The following is a 25,093-nucleotide window of genomic DNA, read 5'->3' as shown; positions in this document are numbered from 1 at the left end:
AGTGGGAACCAACGGTGCCTCCGGACTACGGATGGGAACACCAATTCTTCGGCCGCCGCGCATCGCTTCGCCGATTCAGCCACGAAGCCCTGTCGTGGCAGTCTCTGACACCACCACCCTTTCTTGGGCGCGGGCGACATCCTCGGCCTCGCCGAGCATGTCGGTCTAGCCGATGCCGCGAGCACCGGTAAAGATGGTGAGCAGGCCGGGAGCGCCAGGTCGGATCGGCAGACCGTAGGCGAACTCATCGAGCAGCCCGGCCGATCAGCTGCGGCGACTCGGCTCTGGCAGTTGGCCGAAAAAGATTCCTCGTTGGAATCCGTTCACCCATGGAAGTTCCTGTGTACCTGGCGCACTTTTGTGTACCTATTGAACAATGGTGCCCACGCCTCCGCAGGTGGAGGTAACTGCCCGTCATGACCGTCACCCGAAAGCGGCGATCCCCCGACGACCGTCCGCCCGGTGCACAAAGCACCTACACTCAAGGAATGGGCAACGATTCCGAAATTCCGGTAGATCTTGAACCGGCTGGACAGCTTCCGATCCTGGACGATTCAGCCGTCAAACGCGTGCTGTGCGTGGTGGCGCACCCCGACGACATGGAGTACGGCGCCTCGGCCGTCGTGGCCGAGTGGACTTCCAGGGGCATCGAGGTGGGCTACCTTTTGCTGACCTCGGGCGAAGCAGGCATACGCACGATGGCCCCGGGAATCGCGGGCCCGCTGCGTGCCGAAGAGCAAAAGCGCGCCTGCGAAATCGTGGGGGTTGCCGATCTGGCCATCCTGGATTTTCCCGATGGGCTGCTGGAACCGGGGCTTGCTCTGAGGGAGCGGATAGTCCACCACATCCGCCGGTTCAAACCCGATGTGGTCGTGACCATGACCTGGGACCTGGAGACCCCGTGGGGGATCAACCACGTGGACCACAGGGTTGCGGGCCTTTCCGTCGTGGACGCAATCCGGGACGCCGACAACCCCTGGCTTTTTCGCACCCAGCGCACGGAGGAGGGGTCCGAAGCGTGGGCAGTCCCGTTGCTGCTGGTCGCCGGTTCCCAAGACACCCACGCCATACCCGTCAGCAAGCAGTCGGTGGACCGCGCAGTCGCCTCGCTCGGCGCGCACAAGGCCTATCTTGCCGCCCTCCCGGACCACGAACCGCCTGAAAAACTGGTCACGGCAATCCTCCGCCGGACCGGCAAGGCGGCCGGGAGCGATTATGCGCTGGGTGTGCGGTCTATCGAGATGGCTTGACCCAGGCTGCACCGCCGTCGATGTATTTCCGGGATCGAGAAAATCCGGGTCGATCCCGAGGCCTCCTCGTACGGAATTTGGCGGGAGTCCGTAGCACCGTCCGTGACAACAGGGGCAGGTTCCGCGGTGGAATGTTTTTGCACGGGCTGCCGTCGGGGAGGCACCCTGCCCGAACGACGTCGCGTCCATTGGGTATGCAGAATTGACGGTCTAAGCAAATCCGGACAGGGGAACCTTCGAGAGTTGCTGGGGAATGTTGCCTTCCGCGACCAATCCGCACTCCACACATGCGCGGAAGCGGGCCTGCGCAGGTCTCGCGGATATCGACGCAATGTTCCTGACCCTCCCCCTTCGCTCTTGGTTTCCAGGATTCGTACAAAGAGGGATCGGTCCGAAACTAAGACGAAAAACGCCCAAAAGTTCCGCAAATGAGGAATCATGGGGATATGCCGAAAATTCGAGTCGCAGAAGCCGCACGCTTGCTCGGGGTCAGTGACGACACAATCCGCCGCTGGACTGAGAACGGGAACCTCACCGCGCACAAGGACAATTCCGGCAGGCTGGCCGTCGACGGGCTGGAGCTCGCGCAGATCGCGCGAAACCAGGCGCAGCTGCCGGACGATCCCTCGCCGACCGGTTCTTCCGCGCGCAACCGATTCGTCGGATTGGTCACGGGCATCACGATGGACACCGTCATGGCGCAGGTCGAGCTGCAATGCGGCCCCTTCCGCGTCGTCTCCCTGATGAGCAGCGAAGCCGCCCGGGAATTGGGACTCGAGCTGGGCTCGATTGCCACGGCCGTGGTCAAGGCAACCACCGTCATCATAGAATCCCCGCAAGGCAAGAGCGCGATATGAGCAAGCTACGCAAAATGCCGGCGCTCCTCATCATGGCCTCGGCGTTGGGCATCGGGCTTGCCAGTTGCTCCGCCGGGTCGCCCGGCACCGCGGATTCGAACCCTTCCAACGCTCTCTCCGGGAACATCACCGTGTTCGCAGCCGCCTCGCTGAAGGCCCCGTTCACGCAATTGGCCAGCGACTTCGAGCACGCCCACCCGGGCACAAGGATCAACCTGAGCTTCGCCGGGTCCTCCGATCTGGTCACACAGATCGCCGCCGGAGCGCCAGCGGACGTCTTTGCCTCCGCTGACGCGACGAACATGGCAAAGCTCTCCGAAGCAGGCCTCGCGGCTAGCTCCCCCGCGAACTTCGCGTCCAACACCCTGGAGATTGTGGTTCCCCCGTCCAATCCGGCCTCGATATCCACGTTTGCCGACCTTGCCCGCCAGGGGGTGAAGGTCGTCATCTGCGCGCCCCAAGTGCCCTGCGGAATCGCCGCCAAGGCCGTGGAAGAATCCACGAAGACGCCCCTTGCACCCGTCAGCGAGGAATCCTCGGTCACCGATGTGCTGGGCAAGGTGACCAGCGGCGAAGCGGATGCCGGGCTGGTCTATGTCACGGACGTGTTGGCCGCCGGCAATAAGGTCAAGGGAATCAAGTTCCCCGAGTCCAAGACGGCGATCAACGCCTACCCCATCGCCACTGTCGCCACCAGCCCCAACAAGGATCTGGCCAATACGTTCACGAAATTCGTGGCCGGACCCGAAGGCAGGAAGGTCCTCACCGATGCCGGTTTCGGAACTCCGTAGTCGCTCGAAGTTCAGAAGCTGCGGGGCCGGGTACACCGCAGTTCCCCCGTGGATCTATGCCCTCGCGTGTGTCGGCGCCTTGTTCGTCCTGCTCCCGCTGGTGGCCATGCTCGCCAAGGTCAAGTGGTCCCAATTCATCCCCCTGATCACCTCGGAATCCTCGCTGACGGCGCTGGGCCTGAGCCTGCGCACCTCGGCGGCAAGCACCGCCCTGTGCATCGTCCTGGGCGTCCCGCTGGCGCTGGTGCTGGCCCGCGGGAACTTCCCCGGCCAGCGGGTGCTACGCGCCTTCGTGCTCCTGCCGCTGGTGTTGCCGCCGGTGGTGGGCGGCATCGCCCTGCTCTACACCTTCGGGCGCCAGGGCCTGCTGGGCCACAGCCTTGAGATTGCGGGAATCCAGATCGCCTTCTCCACCACCGCCGTCATCCTGGCCCAGACCTTCGTTGCCTTGCCCTTCCTGGTCGTCAGCCTCGAGGGCGCGCTGCGCAGCGCGGGCGGAAAGTACGAGGCCGTTGCAGCAACGCTGGGTGCACGGCCGACCACGGTACTGCGCCGGGTGAGCCTTCCGCTGGTGCTGCCTGGCCTGGCCTCGGGCGCGGTCCTCTCCTTTGCGCGCAGTCTCGGGGAGTTCGGGGCCACGCTGACCTTCGCCGGATCCCTGCAGGGTGTTACCCGGACCTTGCCCCTGGAGATCTACCTGCAGCGCGAGACCGACGCCGATGCAGCGGTGGCGCTGTCCCTGGTCCTGGTTGCCGTGGCCGTCATCGTGGTGGCCCTGTCCTATGGCAGCACCCGCTCGAAGATGGCCAGGCCGGGGGCGGCAGGGTGACGATCCACTTCGAGGCCACACTCACCGAACGGAATTTCGACGTCTCCCTGGACCTTGCCCGGGGCGAGACCCTCGCGGTCTTGGGACCGAACGGGGCCGGCAAGTCGACATTGCTCTCCATCATGGCCGGCCTGCTGCGCCCGGAATCCGGAACGGCATCCATCGGCGGGCGCACGCTCTTTGACCTCGACTCCGCGCGCCCGCACTGGGTGGCGCCGCACGCGCGGGGCACCGCGTTGCTTGCGCAGGAACCCCTGCTCTTTCCGCACCTGAGCGTGCTCGAGAACGTCGCGTTCGGGCCGCGGAGCAAGGGCGCCGGCGCGGCCAAATCCAGGGTGGTGGCCCGCCGGTGGCTTGAAGCCACGGACACCCAGACCCTGGCCGCACGGAAGCCCGGCGAACTGTCCGGCGGACAGGCGCAGCGGGTCGCGGTCGCCCGGGCGCTGGCGGCGGGACCCGACCTGCTGCTGCTCGACGAGCCCATGGCGGCCCTGGACATCCACGCCGCGCCCTTGATGCGCCGGCTGCTCAAACATGTCCTCGCCGACCGCAGCGCCATCATCATCACCCACGACATCCTCGATGCGCTGATGCTGGCCGACAAGGTCGTCATCCTGGAGAACGGACGCATCACCGAAGCGGGCCCGACCCGCCACGTGCTTGGCCGGCCGCGATCCCGTTTCGCCGCAGGGCTCGCCGGGCTGAACCTGGTCACCGGCACCGCCCACGGGGAAGGAATCGACACGGCCTTCGGGCGGATCTTCGGCACCCGCGAAACCGAGCTGGTCCACGGCGAGCCAGCGGCAGCGGCATTCCCCGCTTCCGCCGTTTCGGTATACCTGGATCCACCGCACGGCAGCCCGCGCAACATGCTCGAGGCAACCGTCACCGACCTGGAGCCGCACGGCGACGCCATCCGGGTGCGTGCCGGGGAGCTGGCCGCCGACATCACCCCGGCCGCACTCGCCGACCTCGGACTGGTGCCCGGGACCCGCGCCTACTTCGTGCTCAAGGCCACCGCTGTCACCATCTACGCCGCCTGATTTTCCGGAGCCCACCCGCTACGCCGGGACTGAAAATGGGTCCGCGGGAACCGCCGCAACAGGCAAGAAACGGACTTCGAAAGCGTCGCTTGGATCAGTGTCGTTGAATGTTCACCTCAACGACATTTCGGGTCTTCCGTTCTCGTAATTCTCGGCAATATCGGACCGCCATTCTCGATAATGCCGGCAGTTCCCCGCCGGCAGCGATTCGGGCCCAGGCATCACCACGGCCCGACACCCCACACTCGAGAAAGGCCCTTTCATGTCCTCCGCCAAACGCGCCCAACGCCTTGCTTGCGCCGCAGCCATACTCGCTGCCGGCACGTTCGCCCTTTCCGCCTGCGGCAGTGCCACATCCGCCGCCGATGCAGCCGCCGCCGACAACACCTTGGTCTTTGCAATGCCCCCGGGCACCGACGACCCTGACATCCTCTCCGAAGCCAAGGTCATCCAGGGCTTCATCGCAGAGGCCACGGGAAAGGAAGTTTCTCGCGAGATGCCTGCCGACTACCTGGGGGTAGTCGAGGCCGTGCGCCAGGGCCACGTCGACGTGGCGGTCATGAGCCCGTTCTCCACCGCCCTGGCCGTCAAGAACGGCTCGGTGGATCCGCTCATCGTCTGGAACAAGGACGCAACGAAGCCTGCATCGTATTGCTATGCCAAGCCCGGAAGCGGCAACGAATCGATCGCTGACGTCGCCGGAAAGACCGTCTCCTTCGTCGACCCCGGATCCACCACCGGCTACTTCATGCCCAAGTCCCTGCTGGCCGACAACGGCCTGGTTGACGGGGAAGACTACGAATCCGCCTTCGCCGGCGGCCACGACTCGGCACTGTTGGCCATGGTCAACGGCTCCGTTGACGTCGCCTGCTCCTCCATCGCGGATCGGATCATCGAATCCGGCGCCCTGAAGAAGAGCGACCTGCAGCTGATCGGCGAGACCGCCCCCATCCCTGTTGGCATCGGCATTGTGGTCAGCCCCGACTTGCCCGAGGAAACCCGCCAGCAGCTGCTGGATACGCTGCCGGAAAAGATGACCAACAACCCGGAGATCCTCACGCTTGGCGGAGCCACCGAGTACGTCAAGAACCCCGGCATCGCACCCTATGAGCCTTTGCTGAAGGTTGCAGAGAACGTCGGCGTTGACCTCAAGGACATGCGGTGACCCTCGACCTTCCCCCGGCGGAACATCCGGCAGCAAAGCGCCCCGGCCTCGATTCCAGCGCAGGGAAAGGGATGCATCTGCCCGCGCCCGTGCTGGTCGCCAAGGACCTGCGCGTCACCTATCCCAACGGCTTCACCGCCCTTGAGAGCTTCACCCTGGACGTGCGCCCCGGCGAGGTCGTGGCGTTGCTTGGGCATTCGGGCTCCGGCAAATCCACCTTCATGAAGGCCGCCACCGGCATGGCCCCGGCCTCAGCCACGCAATTGACCATCGACGGGCAGGACGTGATTGGGGCATCCGGGGCCGATCTGAGGCGGCTTCGCTCCAAGGTCGGCTACGTCTTCCAGCACTTCAATCTGGTTCCGCAGCTCAGCGCACTGACCAACGTGCTCACCGGCGGGCTCCACGACGCCGGCCCGGCCAACGCCCTGGGAATCTTCCCGCGGCGGCAGCGCGAACGCGCCCTGGAGTTGTTGGACCGGGCTGGACTGGCCGACAAGGCCCGCCAACGGGCGGACAGCCTCTCCGGCGGACAGCAGCAGCGCGTGGCCATTGCCCGGGCACTGACGCAGGAGCCGCGCATCATCCTGGCCGACGAACCCGTGGCGTCGCTGGACCCGCGGCTGGCCGGATCCGTGCTGCGGCTGATGCGCCGCATTGCGCGCGAGGACGGCATTCCCGTGGTGGTCAGCCTCCACGTCGTGGATCTGGCAGTCCGCTTCGCCGACAGGTTTATCGCCCTCGAGGCGGGGCAGGTACGGCACACCGGGTCGGTCGAGGCGCTGACACAGGACATGGTCACCGACATCTATGGGCAGGAACGCGAAGACGATGAAGAGCACTGACAGCAAGCCCGCCCGGCTCCCGGCCCTTGACGAGCGGGACAGGTTGCGGCTCGCCCGCCCCTTCCAGGCCCCCGGCGCCTCGGGAATCATCTCCCTGGCCGTGGCCGCGGGCGCCGTCTGGTGGTCCATGGCCGGATCCGGATTCAGCCTGCAACGCCTCGCCGAGGGTCTGCCCAAGATGGGCGACTACCTCGTGCGGATGTGGCCGCCAACCTTCGACAAGATGGACATCGTGCTGGACCTGCTGGCCGAGACGGTGCAGATGGCAGTCGTCGGCACCCTGATCGGTGCCCTGTTGTCTCTGCTGGCGGCATTCGGTGCGGCCTCGAATATCGCACCCGCCTGGCTTTACACACTCACCCGCGGCGTGCTGAATATCCTGCGGTCGATACCCGACCTGATCTTCGCGCTCATGTTCGTCTCGGCCGTGGGCCTGGGCCCGTTCGCCGGAATCCTGGCGATCATCCTCGGCTCGATCGGCTCGATCGGGAAGATGTACGCCGAGTCCATGGAATCGGTGCCCGAGGCCCCCTTGAATGCACTGCGCGTCTCCGGGGCCACCAGCGGACAGGTGATCCGCTACGGCGTGCTGCCGCAGGCCTCGCCGCTGCTGGTCAGTTACACCCTGCTGCTCTTCGAGGGCAACGTCCGCGGTGCCACGGTGCTCGGGCTGGTCGGCGCCGGCGGCATCGGCCTGGAACTGACCAACGCCATGCGGCTGTACGACTACGGCCACATGTTCGCCATCATCATTTCCATCGTGGTCCTGGTGACCATCATCGACCGCGCCAGCGCAATGGTCAGAAAGAAGCTGAGCTAATGACACTCACACCCCTGGTCTCCCCCCTGGCAAACCTGCGCGACCTCGGCCACCTGCCCGTGGCCGGCGGCCGGGTGCGCCCGGCGATGCTGTGGCGCGCCGATGACATCACGTCCGCCCCGGCCGACCAGATCGCCGCTCTCGCCGCGTCCGGGCTGGGCACCATCCTGGACCTGCGTTCGGCCGGCGAAGTGGAGCGCAGCGGCCCCGCGGACGGACCCCTGCTGGCCCGGCACCACCTGCCGCTCACCGATGATTCCGCCGACCCGCAGGCACTGGCGGCATTGTTCGCGTCCACCAAGACCCCGGAGGACGTCGGCTCCTGGTACGCACGATTGTTCCTCAGCCGCGCGCCGCAGCTGGTTCAGGCGCTGACCCTGATCGCCGACGCCGCCGGGGGCGTGCTCTTCCACTGCGCCGCGGGCAAGGACCGCACCGGAGTCCTGGCCGCTGCCATCCTCTCGGTGCTCGGCGCACAACCGGAAACAATCATCGAGGACTACGCCGCCACCCACGCCAATGTCCCGGCGGTGTTGGCCCGCCTGGAGGCCATGCGCAGTGCTGTCGCCCTCGACGGTTACCCGGAGCGGGCCGCCGGCCACCCGATGCTCGGGGCGCACGCCGGCAGCATGGCGGGCATGCTCGCCGAGCTGGAACGCGACGGCGGCCCCGTCGCCATCCTGCAGCGTGCGGGACTCAATGCCGACACCACCCATCGGCTGCGGGAGCGACTCGTTGAAGACTGATACCGCGAACGCAGCGGACCAAGCCGTCAACGATTCCCGACCCGTGGGACGCCCACGCGACTCGGCCATCGAGGAACGGGTTCTGCGCGCCGCCGTCGACCTGCTGCGCGAGAAACCTGTGGGAGAGGACTTCACCCTCTCCGAACTGGTTGAGCGCAGCGGCGCCAGCCGCGCCGCGATCTACCGGCGCTGGGAGAACCGGCAGGCCGTCGTCGTCGCGGCCCTCGACGCCGACCGTCGGTCGATCGAGCACGTCATGCGCGACACCGTCCTGGAGACCATGGTCGCAACCTACGAACAGGTCATGCTGGAGATCGATGCCTCCGTGGAGGGCAATCGGCTGATCAACCAGCGCCTGGCACTGGGCCTGCGGGACAAGGCATTGCAGCAGGCCTATTGGGAACGGCACGTCCGCCGGCGCCGGTCTGCCTCCCTCGCCCTTCTTGAACGAGGCAAGGAAACCGGGGAAATCCGGGCCGATGCCGACCTGGAGGTCGCCTTGGACCTCATCAACGGCGCCACCTATTACCAGACCGTGGTTCGCCCCGATGGCGGGAGTGACGAAAGCCGGGCCCGGGTCGGCGAGGCCATCCGCATGCTCTTCCGCGGCCTAGCCGCGACCTAGGAACCAGCCGGACCCCTTGCCGGGGCCGGCTGGTTCCGGTTCCTCCGAGGTATCGGCCCGGGGTCGCCATCCCCACCGAGGAATTCTCATTCAATGGGATGGTCGTGGTTGTTTGGTGGCCGCGCCCACAGACTGGATGCAGAGACCCCACTCCCAGGGATCGTTGCCGGGCGCACACCGCACAATGACGTGCCGCTGCCGCCCTCCGATCCCCCGCACCGAAGGAACGCGATCCCCCCATGGCAACAGCGCGCACCATCCTCAAGACCCAGGTAGGCATCGTCGGCGGCGGCCCCGCCGGCCTGATGCTCTCGCACCTTCTCTCCAAGACCGGCATCGAGAACATCGTCGTCGAGTCACGCGACCACGAGACCATCCGCAACACCCACCGCGCCGGAATCCTCGAGTCCCAGGCCGTGAAGATGCTGGTGGACTCGGGTGTCGACGGACGCGTGCTCACCCACGGGGACGAGCATGCAGGAATCGACCTGCGCTTCAACGGCGAATCCCACCCGCTGGACTTCCGCGACCTGGTCGACGCCACCGTCACCCTCTACGCGCAGAACGAGGTCTTCGTCGACCTCGCCGCGGCACGCAAGCGCGACGCGGGGGACGTGCGCTACTCCTCGGAGGTCACCGAGCTGCTGGATCTTCAGACCGACACCCCGAAGTTCCGCTTCACCGATGACTCGGGCGCCGAGTTCGAGGTGCACTGCGACGTGCTGGTCGGCGCGGACGGCTCGCGTTCCTTCTGCCGCCGGCAGATGCCCTACACCAACCGCAGGGACTTCAAGGTCGAATACCCCTTCGCCTGGTTCGGGATCCTCACCGAGGCACCCAAGTCCGCCCATGAACTCATCTACGCCAACTCCCCGCACGGCTTCGCGCTGATCTCCCAGCGCTCCGAGACCGTCCAGCGCATGTACTTCCAGTGCGACCCGAACGAGAACGTCGACGACTGGTCGCAGGACCGCATCTGGAACGAGCTGCAGCGCCGCGTCGACGGACCGGACGGCTTCACCCTGAAGACCGGGAACATCTTCGACAAGACCGTGCTGAAGTTCCGTTCCTTCGTGCGCGAGCCGCTCTCCCACGGCCGGCTCTTCCTGATCGGCGATGCCGGGCACACCGTCCCGCCCACCGGCGCCAAGGGCCTGAACCTCGCGTTCGCCGACGTCAAGGTGCTCTTCGAGGCCCTCGACTCCTTCTACTCCAGCGGAAACGAGGAGCTGCTGCACGGCTACTCGGACAAGGCGCTCAAGCGCGTGTGGAAGGCGCAGAACTTCTCCTACTGGATGACCTCGATGCTGCACACCCCGGTGAACGCCGACCCGTTCATGGCCAAGCGCGCCCTGGGCGAGCTCGACACCGTCACCTCCTCGCGCTACGGACAGCAATACCTGGCCGAGTCCTACACCGGCTGGCCGCACGCCTAGCCCCGCCCCCGTTCATCCCCTTCACCACCCCCGCACGCCCCACCGAAAGGAGCACGCAGTGAGCACCGAAACCACCGCGAACGAGACGTTCAACGATTCGCACGTCCTGGACCCCGCCGCCACGACCGTCTCGCAGGAATCCATCAGCAAGGAAATCACCGACACCCACGCGGCCTACCGCCAGTCGGTCGTCGACGGGATGAAGGCCGAGACGCAGCCGCGCATCGACTTCGCCCCCTACCGCTCCTCGCTGCTGCGCCACCCCACCAAGAACCTGCACCACGCGGACCCCGAGACCATCGAGCTGCACTCCCCCGCCTTCGGCGAGCGCGACGTGCACGCCCTGGAATCGGATCTGACCATCCAGCACAACGGCGAGCCCATCGGCGAGCGCATCGTGGTGGCCGGGCGCGTGCTCGACGGAGACGGCCGCCCGGTCGCCGGCCAGCTGGTGGAAATCTGGCAGGCAAACGCCGCCGGACGCTACATCCACAAGCGCGACCAGCACCCGGCCCCGATCGACCCGAACTTCACCGGCGTGGGACGTGCGATCACCGGCCCCAACGGCGAATACTCCTTCACCACCATCAAGCCGGCACCGTACCCGTGGAAGAACCACCACAATGCCTGGCGCCCGGCGCACATCCACTTCTCGCTCTTCGGCACCGACTTCACCCAGCGGATGATCACCCAGATGTACTTCCCGGGCGACCCGCTCTTCTCCCTTGACCCGATCTACCAGGCCATCACGGACAAGGACGCCCGCGACCGCCTGGTCGCCACCTACGACCACTCGATCACGTCCCACGAATGGGCCACCGGCTACAACTGGGACATCGTACTCACCGGCAGCAACCGGACCTGGATGGAAGACGAAGAGGAAGATCACTAACATGGCACAGGCACCCAACACCCAGGCCCCCGCACTCAAGCTCGCCGCCACGCCGGGGCAGACCATCGGCCCGTTCTACGGCTATGCCCTGCCCTTTACGAAGGACAACGAGCTGGTCAACCAGGCCCGCCCCGGAGCGGTGCGCCTGCACGGCGTTGTCACCGACGGCGCCGGCACCGTCATCCCCGACGCGCTGCTGGAAATCTGGCAGCCGGACGAGCACGGCAACGTGGTCTCCCAGGACGGCTCGCTGGTGCGCGACGGCTACACCTTCACCGGCTGGGGCCGCACCGCGGTGGACAACGTCGGGCACTACACCTTCACCACCCTGAACCCCGGGGCCACCGAGGAGGGCAAGGCGCCGTTCATCATGCTCACGGTCTTCGCCCGTGGCCTGCTCAACCGCCTGTTCACCCGCATCTACCTGCCGGAGGACACCGCGGCGCTGGCCAAGGATCCGCTGCTTTCCTCGCTGGACGAGGCACAGCGCAAGACGCTGATCGCCACCCGCGAGGCCGACGGCTCGCTGCGCTTCGACATTTCGCTGCAGGGCGAGGACGAAACCGTGTTCCTCTCCTACCCGCGCGAGAGCTAGCCAACGCCGCATCCCGCATGTGACCCCCGTGCGCCACGGAACTCGCCGATCCCCTCCCAAACCGGGATGATGGAAAAGGCGGGCTCCCGCGCTGCGGGGGTTTTGTGGGGTTCAAGCCCCCCACCGCCAGCACCACCCCCGTAACCACAGACCCACAGGAGAAGCACCGCCCATGTACCCGGCCGATTACGGATTGTTGACCCCGGCATGGGCGGCGACGCCCGTGGCGAAGACCGCCTCGGACGCCGCCTTCGCCCAGGGCATGCTCGACGTGGAGGCAGCCTGGGTCAAGGTCCAGGCCGAGGCCGGGCTGTGCAGCTCCGCGGATGCGCAGGCCGTGGAGCGGATCGCCAAGGTCGAGCTCTACGACCTGGGCGCCCTGGCCGCCGCGGGCCCGGACGGCGCCAACGCGCTGATCCCGCTGCTGGGCATGATGCGCAAGCAGCTCGCCGAATCCGGCGCCCCGGCAACCGCCGCCACCGCCCTGCACCGCGGGGCCACCAGCCAGGACATCATCGATTCCGCGCTGATGCTCATCGCTTCCCGTTCCATCGCGGCCATCCGCACGGATCTGCTCGCCGCCGCCGGCGCCCTGTCCGAGATCAGTGCCGCGCACGCCTCCACCCTGTGCGCGGCGCGCTCGCTGACCCAGCACGCGCTGCCGACAGTCTTCGGGCTGCGCGCCGCCAACTGGCTGGCATCCCTCACCGCCGCCGGGCGCCAGCTCGATGCCGTCGCCGCTTCCCTGCCGCTGCAGTGGGGCGGGGCCGTGGGCACCCTGGCCTCGCTGCACCAGCGCCTGGGTTCCGCTCTGCCCTACAAGTCCGAAAAGCGCCTGGCCGAACGCGCCCACGAGCTCACCGCGGCGCTGGCGGCCGAACTCGGCCTGGCGGCACCGATCGCCCCGTGGCACACCGTGCGCCAACCCGTGCTGGGGCTCGGCTCCGCGCTGGGCTCGGTCATCGCCGCCGCCGGCACCTTCGGCGCCGACGTGCTCACCGCGTCGCGACCGGAAATCGGCGAGCTCTCCGAACCCCGCGAGGCCGGCAAGGGCGGGTCCTCGGCCATGCCGCAAAAGCAGAACCCCGTGCACTCGGTACTGCTGCGCAATGCGGCACTCTCCGCCCCCGCCCACGTCGCCGCGCTCTACACCGCCGCCGGCACCGCCGTGGACGAACGGCCCGACGGCGGCTGGCATGCCGAATGGGCTTCGGTGCGCGAGCTGGTCCGCCTGGCCGGCGGTGCCGCACACCACGCGGCAACCCTGGCCGCGGGACTGGGCGTGCACCCCGAGGCGATGGCCCGGAACATGGCCTTGTCCGGGGAGCTTTTGGTCTCCGAACGCATTTCCACCGTGGTGGCACCCCTGGTTGCCGGCGGCAAGGCGGCTGTACAGGAGCTGGTCCTTGAATCCCTGCGCACGGGCACCCCGTTGCGCACCCTGTTGCAGGGCGCACTGCCCTCCGACATGGACAACCAGTTGTTCCTCGATGACCTGCTGGACCCGGCCGGCTACCTGGGCTCGGCCACCGACTTCATCACCCGTATCCGCGAAGACTTCACAGATTGGAAGGACTCATGAGCATCCCCACCCTGACCCCGTCCCTGCTGCATTCGGCAGCCGACCTCCCCACCCTGGTGCTGGGCCCCTCGCTGGGCACCGGCTCGCTGGCCCTGTGGGGTCCGGCCGTGCCGTTCCTCAAGGAGCACTTCCAGCTCGTGGCCTGGGACTTGCCCGGCCACGGCGAATCCGCTCCCTCCACCGAGGAATTCTCCATGGCCGAGCTGGCCGCCGGTGTCATCTCGATGGTCCAGGCGCTGGAGGCCGACAAGGTCCTCACCCCCGCCGCCCCGCTGTTCTACGCGGGCGTTTCCGTGGGCGGGGCCATCGCCCTGCAGCTGGCCAACGACTTCCCCGGCGCCTTTGCCGGGCTGTCGGTCATCTGCTCCGCGGCAAAGATCGGCACCCCCGAGGGCTGGACGGAACGCGCCGAGCTCGTGGCCAAGGCCGGCACGCCGGTGGTGCTCGCCGGTTCGGCCGCGCGCTGGTTCGCCCCCGGCTTCATCGAGGCCAACCCGGTGGTGTCCACCGACCTGCTGCACAACCTGCAGGACGCCGACAGGTTCGCCTACGCCCACGTCTGTGGCGCGCTGGCCGGCTTCGACCTGCGCGAGGCGCTTTCTTCCATGAAGGACCCGATCCTTGCCATCGCCGGCGCCCACGACGCCGTCTGCCCTCCGGCCGACGCGCAGTTCATCGCCGAACACGCGCCGAACGCCCAGGCGGCGACGATCGACACCGTCGCACACCTAGCCCCGGCCGAGGACCCGGAGGCGACCGCCGCACTGCTGAACGAATTCTTCGCCTCGATCTCCCAGGAGAAAATCGCATGACCGCCGCCTCCCGCCTGCCCGGCGACACCTACGACGCCGGACTGACGGTCCGCAAGCAGGTCCTCGGCACCGAACACGTGGAACGGGCGACCGAGAACTCCACGGACTTCACCGACGAGTTCCAGGAAATGATCACCCGCTACGCCTGGGGCACCATTTGGACCCGCGACGGACTGCCGCGCACCACCCGCAGCGCCATCACGCTGACCGCACTGATCGCCGGCGGCTACTGGGAAGAACTGGAAATGCACGTCCACGCAGCCCTGCGCAACGGCATGACCGAAAACGAAATCAAGGAAGTCTTCCTGCAGTCGGCCATCTACTGCTCCGTGCCCGCGGCCAACACCGCGTTCAAGATCGGCAAGAAGGTGCTGGCCGAATACGCCGCACAGGACGCCAAGTAGGCATCTAGCCAAATACAAAGCGACGGGCTCCGATCGATTCAGGTGAATCGTCGGGGTCCGTCGCTTTTTGGTGCCCGTCCGGTCATCCACAGGCCGTCGGGGAGAACTGCTAGGGGTTGGAGCTCTCGGCGCCGTGCGGGAGCACCACGTCGTCTGCGGAGCGCCCCGCGAACGGAAACAGGACGAGGAGCAGGCCCAAGCCCACCGCCGCGCCAATCAGCTGCGCCACGATGAAGCCGGGGGCCGATGCGGGGGCGATGCCGGCGAACGTGTCGCTGAAGATACGTCCCACCGTCACGGCCGGGTTCGCGAACGACGTCGAGGAGGTGAACCAGTACGCCGCCCCGATGTATGCGCCAACGGCCGGCGCGGCCAGCACGCCCCTGTTGGTGGCGGCCAGGGCGAAGATCAGCAGGACGAGCCCGGCGGTGGCAACGACCTCGGCCAGCAGATGCCCCGGGGTGGCTCGGTCCTTGGTGGAAATCGAGGTGCCCACCTCGAACATGGCGTTCGCCAAGACGCTGCCGCCGATTCCGCCCACCGTCTGCGCAACCACGTAGGTTCCAAGCTCGGGCACGCTCAGTCCGGTGCCGCTGCGTCTGCCCAGGATCCAGTCGACCATGGAAACCACGGGGTTGAAGTGCGCACCGCTGACCGGTCCGAACACGAGAATCAGCACCGTCAGGCCCAGCACGGTGGCGGTGCTGTTCTGAAGCAGCTGCAGGCCGATGTCGTTCGGGGAGAGCTGCTGCGCCGCGATTCCCGACCCGACGACGATGGCCACCAGCAGGCCGGTTCCGAGCAATTCGGCGATGGCGCGGCGCCACAATGGCGGTTGGTTTGAATTCATGGACACCAGCTTGACAGAATAATTTATCTCAGTCAAAGTTGAACCAATGAATATTGAGCTAACGGATTCCCTTCGGGAGCGCGCCGCAAGGCACGCCGCCCTCGCGGATCCTGCGAGACTGCGCATCGTGGACATGCTGACCCTGGGCGACCTTTCCCCCAAGGAGCTGCAGGCCGAGCTCGGGATGCCCTCGAACCTGCTCTCCCACCACCTGCGCTCGCTGGAAGGGGCCGGCCTCATCATGCGCCAACGCTCCGAGGCCGACAAGCGCCGCAGCTATTTCCGGCTGGCAACCGGCGCACTGGATGACCTGGTGCCCGGGCGCGAGCACGCCGCCCGCCGCGTCCTGTTCGTCTGCACGAAGAACAGCGCCCGTTCACAACTTGCGACCGCGTTGTGGCGGCAAGTCAGCGAGGTTCCCGCGGCGTCGGCCGGGACGCATCCGGCGGATAGCATCGCCCCAGGCGCCACCGAGGTTGCCCTTCGCCATGGCCTGGAGCTTGCGGGCCTTGCGCCCCGAAGCCTGGAGCACGTGGCCCGCGACGGGGACTTCATCGTGACGGTGTGCGACAACGCCCACGAGGAACTGACCGAGCTGGACGGCATCCATTGGTCGGTGCCGGATCCCCTGCGTCTGGACACCGGTGCGGCCTTCGAAGACGCCTATCTCGACCTCGCCCGGCGCATCAACGACCTCGCATCCCGACTGCACGCCGCCTAGCCCCGAATTCGCCAACCCCATCCGACTCCAACTCACCCCACACAGGAGAATCCCGTGAGCACCGAAACCGCCAAGAAGCCCTCCGTCCTTTTCGTCTGCGTGCACAACGCCGGCCGCTCCCAGATGGCCGCCGCATTCCTCACCACGCTCTCCCAGGGCACCATCGAGGTCCGCTCGGCCGGCTCGCAGCCCGCGGACGCGGTCAACCCGGCAGCCGTCGAGGCCATGGCCGAACTTGGCATCGACATGTCCGCCGAGATCCCCAAGGTCCTCACGACCGAGGCCGTCAAGGAATCCGACGTCGTCATCACCATGGGTTGCGGAGACGAGTGCCCGTACTTCCCCGGCAAGCGCTACGAGGACTGGGTCCTCGAGGACCCCGCCGGCCAGGGCGTCGTCGCGGTCCGCCCGATCCGCGACGAAATCAAGACCCGGATCGAAGGCCTCATCGAGTCCCTCGTACCGGCCGCCAAGTAGTACGCCCCGCTGCCGGAAGCGGACGCGCGGCCGCCCTGCTGAACGTCGAGGCCAAGGGCTGGATCCGGGTCCGCTCCGCCGGGTCCGTGCCCATCTCGGACGCCACCGTCGTGACGGCCATGTCCGAGTTGGGCGTGGACCTCTCCAAGGACTACCCCGGATCCCACCGACCCCGCACGCCGGTCCCAGGAGGCGGCGAGGGTAGTCCGCGACGAAATCCAAGAGCGCATCAAGACCCTCGCCGCATCGCGACCGGGTGCCGCCAGCCGGAAGGAAGAGGCCCGGCGCAGGCATGAGGGGAGCATGCAGGTATCCCCCGGGGATCCTGCGGGCGGCTATCCGTTGACGATGTCCTCGGCGTGTACGCCGATCCAGTCAACCAACGGCCGGAGCAGGGCCACAAGTTCCTCGCCGCGGCCGGTGAGGCTGTAGTCGACACGCGGCGGGATCACCGGCTGCGCATCGCGATGGACCAGGCCGTCCCGCTCAAGGGTCTTCAGGGTTTGGGCAAGCATTTTCTCGCTGATGCCCTCCGCACTGCGGCGCAGTTCGCTCCAACGTTGTGGGCCCTGCGCCAACGCCACGAGAAGGAGCACGCCCCACTTGCTGGTCACGTGGTCGAGCACCGTCCGGCTAGGGCACCCGGATTGCAGGACCAGGGCGGCTGCTGGAACATCTGGTGACTGGAGACTGCTGGGGGCCGACATGAAAGTACCTTACCTTAAAGTGCGTACTCTCTTTTGGGAAGTATTGATCCGGACGCGCGGTTGTGATGGGGGACAGACAGTTCTTCCACGAAGGGAAACCCCCATGACCATCCTCGTCACCGGCGCCACCGGCAAGCTCGGCCGCCTCGTAGTTGAAGCGCTCCTGGAGCGAAACGTTCCAGCAGAACAGATTGTGGCAGGGGGCAGGAACACGGCAAGGCTCGCGGACCTTGCGCAACTCGGGGTCCAGGTCCGCCCCATGGACTACTCCGACCCGGCCTCGCTACGCGAGGCCTTCGTCGGGATCGAGAAGGTGCTGCTGGTCTCCGGCAACGAGCCGGGCCCGCGCGTGGCCCAGCACCTCGACGTCATCGAGACCGCCAAGGATGCCGGTGTCCAGCTTCTGGCCTACACCAGCATCCCCAATGCCGACACGACCACCATGGCCCTGGCCTCCGACCACCAGGAAACCGAGCGGGCACTGCGCAACTCCGGGATCCCCCACGTGCTGTTGCGCAACGGCTGGTACCTGGAGAACTACACCGAACAGCTGGAGGGATACCTGCAGCACGGCTCGGTCTTCGGCAGCGCCGGCGAGGGCAGGCTCAACGGCGCCACCCGGGCCGACCTGGCCCAGGCCGCCGCAGCAGTCCTGCTCGCCGAGGACCAAGCCGGCCAGGTGTACGAGCTGGGCGGCGAGGAATCCTTCACCCTGGGCGACCTGGCCCGCGAAGTCAGCGCGGCCACGGGCCAGACGGTGACCTACCAGGACCTGCCGGAGGAGGACTTCTCGCACGTGCTCGTGGGCGCCGGGGTGCCGGACTTCTTCGCGAAGATCCTGGCAGACAGCGACCGCGGCATCGCCCGGGGCGACCTGTTGGTGGAGGGCAACGCCCTGAGCACCCTGATCGGACGCCCCGCCACGACGCTGGGCGAGGCGGTTCATGCCGCCGCCGCCGAGTTGGCCACCCAACAGGCCTGATCCGGCAGGGGTGACGAGCGAATAGTCGACACGTCCGCCCGTCTCAAGTACGCTCCAAATATGCCAGCCCCGTTGCCTTCCCGATGCAAACCCCGCCCACCCGGGCGGGGCAGGATCCGGGAAGGAAACAAGAATTGGCACACTCACCTCACCGCCGCAATCGGGGGTGCGCCCTGTGCAAGCCGCACCAGTGGCGCGGCCAGGGCAAGGCCCGCAAATCCCCGTGGCGCGTCAATCGCGCCCTCGGGCGCAAACGTCGCTGGGATCGCCGCTTCATGGGCGACTGACACCTCTTGACCCCGGGCCAAACGGCCGGCAGGGCTTCCTCCAAGGAATGCCCCGCCGGCCGTTCATGCGCCGGTCAGTCCTTCGGGTCATTTCGGCGGCGCGACCAAGCGGCATCTCCGGAGTTCGCGTCGGCGCACTCCCACGCAACGGGATCGCCGTGCAGCCGCACCCCGTCGGTGAACCAATATGTCTCATCCGGGTTCCACCCGGCAACCACACTGGCACCTTCGGAATCCACCTCGATGATCTCGCCCGCCGTCGCGAGGTATGCGGCGGTTGTCAGGTGCACGGCGTCGTACTCACGGGCCACCAGCGAGAAATCCGGCATGACCCAACGCCCCGCCCTTCCGGTGGTGCGGTACCAGTCGTGGCGTTTCTGCGCGGTGACCTCCAGCGGGTAGCGGCGGCACAACCGCGCCCAGTCCGACGCGCCGGCGACTTCGAAGATGCGTGCCGATCCGGGCACCGCCACCGCCCGCGTCTCGGCCCGATCCCACCCGAAGCCGTCCTCAACGCACCACAGCCCCACCGGGGAACCGTCCCCGAACACGCCGGTGGAGTGCACCAGGCTCGCCGGCGGAATCGACCACCATTCCCCGCCCCAGGCTGCCCGCGGATCGGCCGGGCGATCGATGGCTGCGCGGCGCTCCGCGTTCCCTATCGCCTCCCGCCAGGACGCCAACACCGCGGCAGCGGGCTCGCCGCCCAGCGTCCAGAGGCCCGGGGCATCTTTCTGCTCCCACTCGACGCGCCACTGCCGGGACGGCTCGGCCGGCGACATCCAGCCCGCCGCCTGCCCGGAAGCGACGATATGGTCCGCGACCCGAACCAGGCCCGCCCGCACCGGCGCCGCGTCAGCTATCACGTCGTGGCCGTCGGGCTCCTGCCAGTATCGGGCGGTGGAAACACTCCGGACCAGTGCCTTGCGCAACCTCTCGAAGGTCACCGGCACCAGCTGGGTGGCGGCCAGCAAGTCGGCGATGTCCTCATCCGTGAGGACGTCTTTCCCGCCCTCCCCCGCACCCGCCCCGAAGAGCACCACGGCGTCCCCGCGCCCCGCTTCCACACGATAGGAGGCGTCGAAGAGTCCCCCATGCAGCGGGTGTTCGGTTTGTCCCTGCAGCAGGACCGCCTCTGATTCCAGCGCAAACTCCAGTAACGCACGCCGTCCCCGCCGGCCGCCGAGCAAGGCCTCCGCCAATTCCATGTCCGCTCCCCCGCCTGTGGTCATCCGGCCAACCGCGGCCGTGTCTCCACGGTACCCGCCCCGCGGCTCCTAGACTGGGGCCATGCGCATAGCCGTCCTCGATGACTACCAAGACCTTGCCTCTTCCCTCGCCGACTGGGATTCGCTGCCCGGCGAGGTCGTTTTTTTCACCGCATTCCTGGGGCACGACGATTCCGCGGTTGCCGCCGCGCTGCGGGACTTCGACGTCATCGTGGCCATGCGCGAACGCACCCCCTTCACCGCGGAGCGGCTGCGCCGGCTCCCCTCGTTGCGGCTCCTGGTCACCACGGGCATGCGCAATGCGTCCATCGACCTGGACGCGGCGCGCGATTTGGGCATCACGGTGTGCGGCACCGCCGGCAGCGCCGCGGCGGCGACCGAGCACACCTGGGCCCTGGTCATGGCGGCCGCCCGCCGCCTGGACGTCGAGTTGTTCTCGGCCGCACGGCCACGCGCCGCCGACCAGCCGTGGCAGCAAAGCCTGGGCACCGAGCTGTCGGGCAAGACCCTCGGGGTCTATGGCCTGGGCAAGCTGGGAAGCCAAGTCGCCCGCATCGGCCAGGCCTTCGGGATGCGGGTCATCGCCCACAGCCAGAACCTCACCGCCGAACGCGCCGCGGCCGAGGGGGTCGCGCTGGTCGGCGAGGAGGCGCTCTTTGCCCAAAGCGACGTGCTCTCCATCCACCTCAAGCTCTCCGAACGCTCGACCGGCGCGGTGGGCGCGCGACAGCTGGCGTTGATGAAGCACGGCTCGATCCTGGTCAACACCTCGCGCGGCGCGATTCTCGACGAGGACGCCCTGGTGGCGGCGCTGGACTCCGGCGCCCCGGGGCTGGCCGCCGTCGACGTGTTCGACATCGAGCCGCTGCCCGCCAACCACCGCCTGGCCCACACCCCCGGGGTGATCGCCACCCCGCACCTGGGCTACGTGACCGAGGACCAGTTCCGGATTTTCTACGCGGGGGCGGTCGAAGACATCGCCGCCTGGGCGGCGGGGACTCCGGTCAACCTGCTGGCCTGACCCGCCGGCGGGGCCCGCACGGGCCTCAGTAGTCCAGCATCTCCCTGCCCAACAGCGCCTCCTGGACGGCTGCCGTGCGGTTCCGCAGCGCTTGGGCCACCGCGGCGACGGCGGGCTGGCGCAGCGAGTCGGGGCGCAGCACCATCCAGTACGGAAGCCGTTCGGCAAAGTCCCCGGGCAGCAGCCGCACCAGATCCGGGTGCCGGTCGGCCATGTAGCAGGGCAGGAAGCCGATCCCGGCCCCGGCACGCGTGGCCTCGACGTGGACGAAAACGTTGGTGGAGCTGAGCGCATCCGACATCCCGGGAACCAGCCGGCGCGGGGCATCCAGGTCATCGACCTGCAGCATCGAGTCGACGAAGTACACCAGCCCGTGCGCGCCCAGTTCGGCGACGCCCGCGGGCGTGCCGAAGTCCTCCAGATAGCGGCGCGAGGCGTACATCCCCAGCGTGTAGTCGCCGAGCCGGATCGCCTCCGCCCGATGCACCTGGGGCTCGCCGACCACCACCTCAAGGTCCAGTCCGGAGCGGTGCTGCAGCGCCCGGCGGGTGACATTGACAATTTCCACGCTGAGGTTCGGGTGTTTGAGGCGCAGCTGGGCCACGGCGGGGGCGATGATGAACGCGCTGAAGCCGTCGGTGGCGGAAATGCGCACGACGCCGGCGATCTTGTCCGCGTCCTGCTCGCCCTCGACGATGGTGGCGACCGCGGTTTCCACGTCCTCCGCCGCGCGCACTGCCCTTCGGCCCAGGTCCGTCAGCTCCCACCCGCCCACGGTGCGGGCAAGCGTCCGGCCGCCGAGGGCCTTTTCCAGGGCGGCGATCCGGCGCGAGACGGTGGTGTGGTTCAGGCCCAGGCTTTCGGCCGCGGTCGTGAAGCGCCCGGTACGCGCTACGGCGAGCAGGATCAGCAGGTCATCGGGGTTTGCGGCGGTGCCGCCGGGTGACGGGGATTTCATATCTGCAATTCTGCACCCGATCTCTGCCTAAGTGGTCATTGATGCACACGTGGGTCCGTGTCCATACTGGGTGGAGTCTTCCTGTGCGATGGGTCACAGGACCACCCGCAACGCCGAGGTCGACGCCGACACCGGCAGAACAAAGGAGAGCGCCGATGAGCGTCAACCAGCCGACGGATGTAGGCACAAAAGAGGACTCGGGGCTAAAAAAGATCGTCGCCGCCTCGATGGTGGGCACGGTGGTGGAGTGGTACGAGTTCTTCCTCTACGCCACCGCCGCCTCCCTGGTCTTCGGCAAGTTCTTCTTCCCCAACGCCGACAGCGAGCTGGACGGCATCATCGCCGCCTTCCTGACCTACGCGGTGGGCTTCATCGCCCGGCCGCTGGGCGGCATCGTGTTCGGGCAGATCGGCGACAAGCTCGGGCGCAAGCACACGCTGCAGGTCACCATCATCATGGTCGGCGTGGCAACGTTCCTGATGGGCTGCCTGCCCGGCTTCAACTCCATCGGCTACTGGGCACCGGCACTGCTGGTGATCCTGCGTTTCGTCCAGGGCTTCGCCGTGGGCGGCGAGTGGGGCGGTGCCGTGCTGCTGGTGGCCGAGCACAGCCCCGACAAGTCGCGCGGCTTCTGGTCCAGCTGGCCGCAGGCCGCGGTTCCGGTGGGCAACCTGCTGGCCACGCTGGTGCTGCTGGGCATGAGCTGGATCCTGCCGGCGGACCAATTCCTGTCCTGGGGCTGGCGCGTGGCCTTCTGGGTCTCGGCCTTCATCGTCATCATCGGCTACTACATCCGCACCCACGTCTCCGAGGCGCCGATCTTCCTGGAGGCCCGCGCCCAGGTGGAGGCCGACAAGGCCGTGAGCTACGGCGTGCTGGAGGTCGTGCGCAAGTACCCCAAGGGCATCTTCGGCGCCATGGGCCTGCGCTTTGCCGAGAACATCCTCTACTACATCATCGTCTCCTTCACCATCGTCTACCTCAAGACCGTCCACGCCTACGACACGAGCCAGCTGCTGCTGGCCCTGCTGGTCGCCCACGTCATCCACTTCCTGGTGATCCCGCAGGTCGGACGGCTCTCCGACGCCTTCGGGCGCAAGCCGGTCTACCTGGCCGGAGCGGTGCTCGGGGCAAGCTGGGCGTTCTTCGCCTTCCCGATGTTCGACACCCGCAACCCGGTCGTCATCATCCTGGCCGTCACCATCGGCCTGTGCTTCCACGCGCTGATGTACGCCGGGCAGCCCGCCATCATGGCCGAGATGTTCCCGACCCGCATGCGCTACTCCGGGGTCTCCCTGGGCTACCAGGTCACCTCGATCGTGGCGGGCTCGATGGCGCCGATCATCGCGACGGCACTGCTCAAGGACTTCGGCTCCTGGCTGCCGGTGGCCATCTACGTCGCCGCGGCCTGCGCCGTCACCGCCGTCGCGGTGGTTACGCTGAAGGAAACCCGGGGCGCCTCGCTCCACGACATCGACGACGCCGATGCCCGCAAGCACGGGCTGAACACCGCCCGGGTCAACGGCTGAGCGTCCCCGCGCCCCGCATCCGACACGTTCTACCCAAGGGAAAACACATGACGAACCAGGAAACCGAACGGGCGGCCAAGTCCGCACTGCAGCCGCTCTCGGGAAGGCGGGCACTGGTCACCGGCGGCGCCAGCGGGATCGGCTTGGCCGCGGTGCGCGCGCTGGCCGCCCGCGGCGCCCACGTCGTCGTCGCCGACAGGGACGCGGAGGGAGCCGGGGCGGTGGCCGCGGAAGTCGGCGGCACCGCCTGGGCGGTGGACCTGCTCGACCCGGCCTCCGTCGCCGACGACACGCTGGATGCAGCGCTCGACGGGGTGGACATCCTGGTCAACAACGCCGGGATCCAGCACGTCAGCCCGATCCAGGACTTCGACCCGGCTGACTTCCGCCGGATCATGACCCTCATGGTGGAGGTCCCGTTCCTGCTGATCCGCGCGGCACTGCCCAAGATGTACGCGCAGGGATTCGGGCGGATCATCAACGTCTCCTCCGTGCACGGGTTGCGCGCCTCCCCGTTCAAGTCCGCCTACGTGACGGCCAAGCACGGGCTCGAGGGGCTGTCCAAGGTCACCGCGCTGGAGGGCGGGGAGTTCGGGGTGACCAGCAATTGCGTCAACCCCGGCTACGTGCGGACCCCGCTGGTGGAAAAGCAGCTGGCGGACCAGGCCCGGGTCCATTCCATCCCCGAGGCCGAGGTCCTGGCCAAGATCATGCTGACCGAGAGCGCCATCAAGCGCCTGGTCGAGCCGGAGGAAGTAGCCTCGCTGGTGGCCTGGTTGGCCGGCGACGAGGCCTCGATGGTGACTGGTGCCAGCTACACCATGGACGGCGGCTGGTCGGCCCGCTAGTTCCAGCCTTCCGTTCCAGCAACAAAACCGTCCCCGGGCGGGCGCATCAAGCGCCCGCCCGGGGACGGTTTTGCGTTCGGCTTTCCCGGCGGGCTCAGCCTTGGGGCAGACCTATCTGCCCAAAGAGCGAGAGCCGGATCCTGCGCGCCTCGCCCATGTGCCGGCGCATGGCCTCCTGCGCCGCAGCGCCATCGCGGTTCCGGATGAGCCGCACCATTTCGGCATGCTCGTCCAGGGAATCCGCCCACCTGGCGCCGACCGACAGCGTCGAGGAGGGCGCATGGATCTGGTGGGTCGACAGGCGGTCCAGCAGGTCCTTCAGGATCGGGTTGTGCGCCGCCGTCCAGAGTGCGGAGTGGAACTCGATGTTGGTCCGCAGGCGCGTTTGGTCATCCGGATCCGGCAATGCCCTGTCCCGTTCAACCAGGCCCTCGAGGCGGATCAGGTCCATCTCGGTCCGCGTGGCAGCCGCTTCCAGGGCGGCCTGCCCCTCCAGCAAAATCCTCAGGTCGTAGACCTGCATGAGCTGTTCGGGGTCGATGTTGCGCACCTGGAGCCCGCGGACCCCGCGCTCGAGCAACCCCTCCTGCTGCAGCCGGCCCAGCGCCTCGCGCACCGGGGTGCGCGAGACGCCGAAGCGCTCGGCCAGGGCCACTTCCTTGAACGCGGTGCCCGGGGCGTGGGAGCCGTGCAGTATTTCGGCACGCAGTTCGGCATGGATCGTCTCCGAGTCCACCTTTGCCGCCATCTCAACCCATCTCCGCCCCACGTCAAGGGGGCTCCGTCGTAATT

Annotated in this window: 27 protein-coding genes; 22 read left to right on the top strand and 5 right to left on the bottom strand. The window is 67.7% G+C overall.

Annotated features, from left to right (window positions below; all coding sequences use genetic code 11):
• Positions 1-416: 416 nt before the first annotated feature.
• From AC6CHY_RS17815 to pcaC, 16 genes are all read left to right on the top strand, one after another.
• Positions 417-1,250: a PIG-L deacetylase family protein gene (locus AC6CHY_RS17815; RefSeq protein ID WP_498227620.1), complete on the top strand. Its 834-nt coding sequence runs from the start codon at positions 417-419 to the stop codon at positions 1,248-1,250.
• 446 nt (positions 1,251-1,696) lie between these two features.
• Complete coding sequence (locus AC6CHY_RS17810) at positions 1,697-2,107, top strand: TOBE domain-containing protein (protein WP_498227618.1); 411 nt, start codon at positions 1,697-1,699, stop codon at positions 2,105-2,107.
• Positions 2,104-2,898 carry a molybdate ABC transporter substrate-binding protein gene (modA, locus tag AC6CHY_RS17805; protein WP_498227616.1) on the top strand — a complete coding sequence of 265 codons (795 nt, stop codon included), beginning with the start codon at positions 2,104-2,106 and terminating at the stop codon, positions 2,896-2,898. The genes AC6CHY_RS17810 and modA overlap by 4 nt, the downstream gene beginning before the upstream one ends.
• Positions 2,876-3,727: an ABC transporter permease gene (locus AC6CHY_RS17800; RefSeq protein WP_498227614.1), complete on the top strand. Its 852-nt coding sequence runs from the start codon at positions 2,876-2,878 to the stop codon at positions 3,725-3,727. Before modA ends, AC6CHY_RS17800 begins: the two co-directional genes overlap by 23 nt.
• A complete protein-coding gene (locus AC6CHY_RS17795; RefSeq protein WP_498227613.1) occupies positions 3,724-4,770 on the top strand; it encodes a sulfate/molybdate ABC transporter ATP-binding protein in 1,047 nt (348 codons plus the stop codon). The genes AC6CHY_RS17800 and AC6CHY_RS17795 overlap by 4 nt, the downstream gene beginning before the upstream one ends.
• 262 nt (positions 4,771-5,032) lie before the next feature.
• Positions 5,033-5,935, top strand: a complete 903-nt coding sequence (gene phnD / locus AC6CHY_RS17790) for a phosphate/phosphite/phosphonate ABC transporter substrate-binding protein (protein ID WP_498227611.1) — start codon at positions 5,033-5,035, stop codon at positions 5,933-5,935.
• Positions 5,936-6,006: 71 nt separating this feature from the next.
• On the top strand, positions 6,007-6,780 hold the full coding sequence (phnC, locus tag AC6CHY_RS17785; protein ID WP_498227609.1) for a phosphonate ABC transporter ATP-binding protein: 774 nt from the start codon (positions 6,007-6,009) through the stop codon (positions 6,778-6,780).
• Complete coding sequence (phnE, locus tag AC6CHY_RS17780) at positions 6,767-7,600, top strand: phosphonate ABC transporter, permease protein PhnE (protein WP_498227607.1); 834 nt, start codon at positions 6,767-6,769, stop codon at positions 7,598-7,600. Before phnC ends, phnE begins: the two co-directional genes overlap by 14 nt.
• A complete protein-coding gene (locus AC6CHY_RS17775; protein ID WP_498227606.1) occupies positions 7,600-8,346 on the top strand; it encodes a tyrosine-protein phosphatase in 747 nt (248 codons plus the stop codon). Before phnE ends, AC6CHY_RS17775 begins: the two co-directional genes overlap by 1 nt.
• The gene (locus AC6CHY_RS17770) at positions 8,336-8,971 is read left to right on the top strand and encodes a TetR/AcrR family transcriptional regulator (protein ID WP_498227604.1); all 636 of its coding nucleotides are present in this window, start codon (positions 8,336-8,338) and stop codon (positions 8,969-8,971) included. Before AC6CHY_RS17775 ends, AC6CHY_RS17770 begins: the two co-directional genes overlap by 11 nt.
• A gap of 239 nt (positions 8,972-9,210) precedes the next feature.
• Positions 9,211-10,407, top strand: coding sequence for a 4-hydroxybenzoate 3-monooxygenase (locus AC6CHY_RS17765; RefSeq protein WP_498227602.1), 1,197 nt, complete (start codon positions 9,211-9,213; stop codon positions 10,405-10,407).
• Between the two features lie 58 nt (positions 10,408-10,465).
• Positions 10,466-11,299: a protocatechuate 3,4-dioxygenase subunit beta gene (gene pcaH, locus AC6CHY_RS17760; RefSeq protein ID WP_498227600.1), complete on the top strand. Its 834-nt coding sequence runs from the start codon at positions 10,466-10,468 to the stop codon at positions 11,297-11,299.
• Position 11,300: 1 nt separating this feature from the next.
• Entirely contained in the window at positions 11,301-11,894 is a 594-nt protein-coding gene (pcaG, locus tag AC6CHY_RS17755; RefSeq protein WP_498227598.1) for a protocatechuate 3,4-dioxygenase subunit alpha, read from the top strand.
• 172 nt (positions 11,895-12,066) lie between these two features.
• Positions 12,067-13,476 (top strand): lyase family protein, encoded by a 1,410-nt coding sequence (locus tag AC6CHY_RS17750; RefSeq protein WP_498227596.1) that lies wholly within the window; start codon positions 12,067-12,069, stop codon positions 13,474-13,476.
• Complete coding sequence (locus AC6CHY_RS17745) at positions 13,473-14,288, top strand: alpha/beta fold hydrolase (RefSeq protein WP_498227594.1); 816 nt, start codon at positions 13,473-13,475, stop codon at positions 14,286-14,288. Before AC6CHY_RS17750 ends, AC6CHY_RS17745 begins: the two co-directional genes overlap by 4 nt.
• Positions 14,285-14,692 (top strand): 4-carboxymuconolactone decarboxylase, encoded by a 408-nt coding sequence (gene pcaC / locus AC6CHY_RS17740; protein WP_498227592.1) that lies wholly within the window; start codon positions 14,285-14,287, stop codon positions 14,690-14,692. The genes AC6CHY_RS17745 and pcaC overlap by 4 nt, the downstream gene beginning before the upstream one ends.
• A 109-nt stretch (positions 14,693-14,801) precedes the next feature.
• Here the strand turns inward: pcaC and AC6CHY_RS17735 are convergent, their stop codons facing one another.
• Positions 14,802-15,542, bottom strand: coding sequence for an aquaporin (locus tag AC6CHY_RS17735; RefSeq protein WP_498227590.1), 741 nt, complete (start codon positions 15,540-15,542; stop codon positions 14,802-14,804).
• A 46-nt stretch (positions 15,543-15,588) separates the two neighbouring features.
• Here AC6CHY_RS17735 and AC6CHY_RS17730 point away from each other — a divergent pair, with 46 nt between their 5' ends.
• Together AC6CHY_RS17730 and AC6CHY_RS17725 are read left to right on the top strand one after the other, a co-directional pair.
• The gene (locus tag AC6CHY_RS17730; RefSeq protein ID WP_498227589.1) at positions 15,589-16,263 is read left to right on the top strand and encodes a metalloregulator ArsR/SmtB family transcription factor; all 675 of its coding nucleotides are present in this window, start codon (positions 15,589-15,591) and stop codon (positions 16,261-16,263) included.
• Between the two features lie 54 nt (positions 16,264-16,317).
• Entirely contained in the window at positions 16,318-16,740 is a 423-nt protein-coding gene (locus AC6CHY_RS17725; RefSeq protein ID WP_498227588.1) for an arsenate reductase ArsC, read from the top strand.
• 335 nt (positions 16,741-17,075) lie between these two features.
• Here AC6CHY_RS17725 and AC6CHY_RS17720 read toward each other — a convergent pair whose 3' ends face one another.
• Positions 17,076-17,447: a winged helix-turn-helix transcriptional regulator gene (locus AC6CHY_RS17720; protein ID WP_217387052.1), complete on the bottom strand. Its 372-nt coding sequence runs from the start codon at positions 17,445-17,447 to the stop codon at positions 17,076-17,078.
• 103 nt (positions 17,448-17,550) lie between these two features.
• On the opposite strand from AC6CHY_RS17720, the gene AC6CHY_RS17715 reads away from it, so the two are divergent.
• Entirely contained in the window at positions 17,551-18,429 is an 879-nt protein-coding gene (locus tag AC6CHY_RS17715; protein ID WP_498227587.1) for an SDR family oxidoreductase, read from the top strand.
• A gap of 361 nt (positions 18,430-18,790) precedes the next feature.
• On the opposite strand, the gene AC6CHY_RS17710 is transcribed toward AC6CHY_RS17715, so the two are convergent.
• Positions 18,791-19,924, bottom strand: a complete 1,134-nt coding sequence (locus AC6CHY_RS17710) for a hypothetical protein (RefSeq protein ID WP_498227586.1) — start codon at positions 19,922-19,924, stop codon at positions 18,791-18,793.
• A gap of 82 nt (positions 19,925-20,006) precedes the next feature.
• On the opposite strand from AC6CHY_RS17710, the gene AC6CHY_RS17705 reads away from it, so the two are divergent.
• The gene (locus AC6CHY_RS17705; protein ID WP_498227585.1) at positions 20,007-20,966 is read left to right on the top strand and encodes a D-2-hydroxyacid dehydrogenase family protein; all 960 of its coding nucleotides are present in this window, start codon (positions 20,007-20,009) and stop codon (positions 20,964-20,966) included.
• Positions 20,967-20,991: 25 nt separating this feature from the next.
• Here AC6CHY_RS17705 and AC6CHY_RS17700 read toward each other — a convergent pair whose 3' ends face one another.
• Positions 20,992-21,924, bottom strand: coding sequence for a LysR family transcriptional regulator (locus AC6CHY_RS17700; RefSeq protein ID WP_217387048.1), 933 nt, complete (start codon positions 21,922-21,924; stop codon positions 20,992-20,994).
• A 155-nt stretch (positions 21,925-22,079) separates the two neighbouring features.
• On the opposite strand from AC6CHY_RS17700, the gene AC6CHY_RS17695 reads away from it, so the two are divergent.
• Both AC6CHY_RS17695 and AC6CHY_RS17690 read left to right on the top strand, forming a co-directional pair.
• A complete protein-coding gene (locus AC6CHY_RS17695) occupies positions 22,080-23,453 on the top strand; it encodes an MFS transporter (RefSeq protein WP_217387047.1) in 1,374 nt (457 codons plus the stop codon).
• Positions 23,454-23,500: 47 nt separating this feature from the next.
• Positions 23,501-24,301: a 3-hydroxybutyrate dehydrogenase gene (locus AC6CHY_RS17690; protein WP_217387046.1), complete on the top strand. Its 801-nt coding sequence runs from the start codon at positions 23,501-23,503 to the stop codon at positions 24,299-24,301.
• A 94-nt stretch (positions 24,302-24,395) separates the two neighbouring features.
• Here AC6CHY_RS17690 and AC6CHY_RS17685 read toward each other — a convergent pair whose 3' ends face one another.
• Positions 24,396-25,049, bottom strand: coding sequence for a GntR family transcriptional regulator (locus AC6CHY_RS17685; RefSeq protein ID WP_217387045.1), 654 nt, complete (start codon positions 25,047-25,049; stop codon positions 24,396-24,398).
• Positions 25,050-25,093: the final 44 nt, after the last annotated feature.

The sequence above is a fragment of the Paeniglutamicibacter sp. GQ140 genome (assembly GCF_059759235.1).
This window is presented reverse-complemented; position numbering and strand designations above follow the sequence as displayed.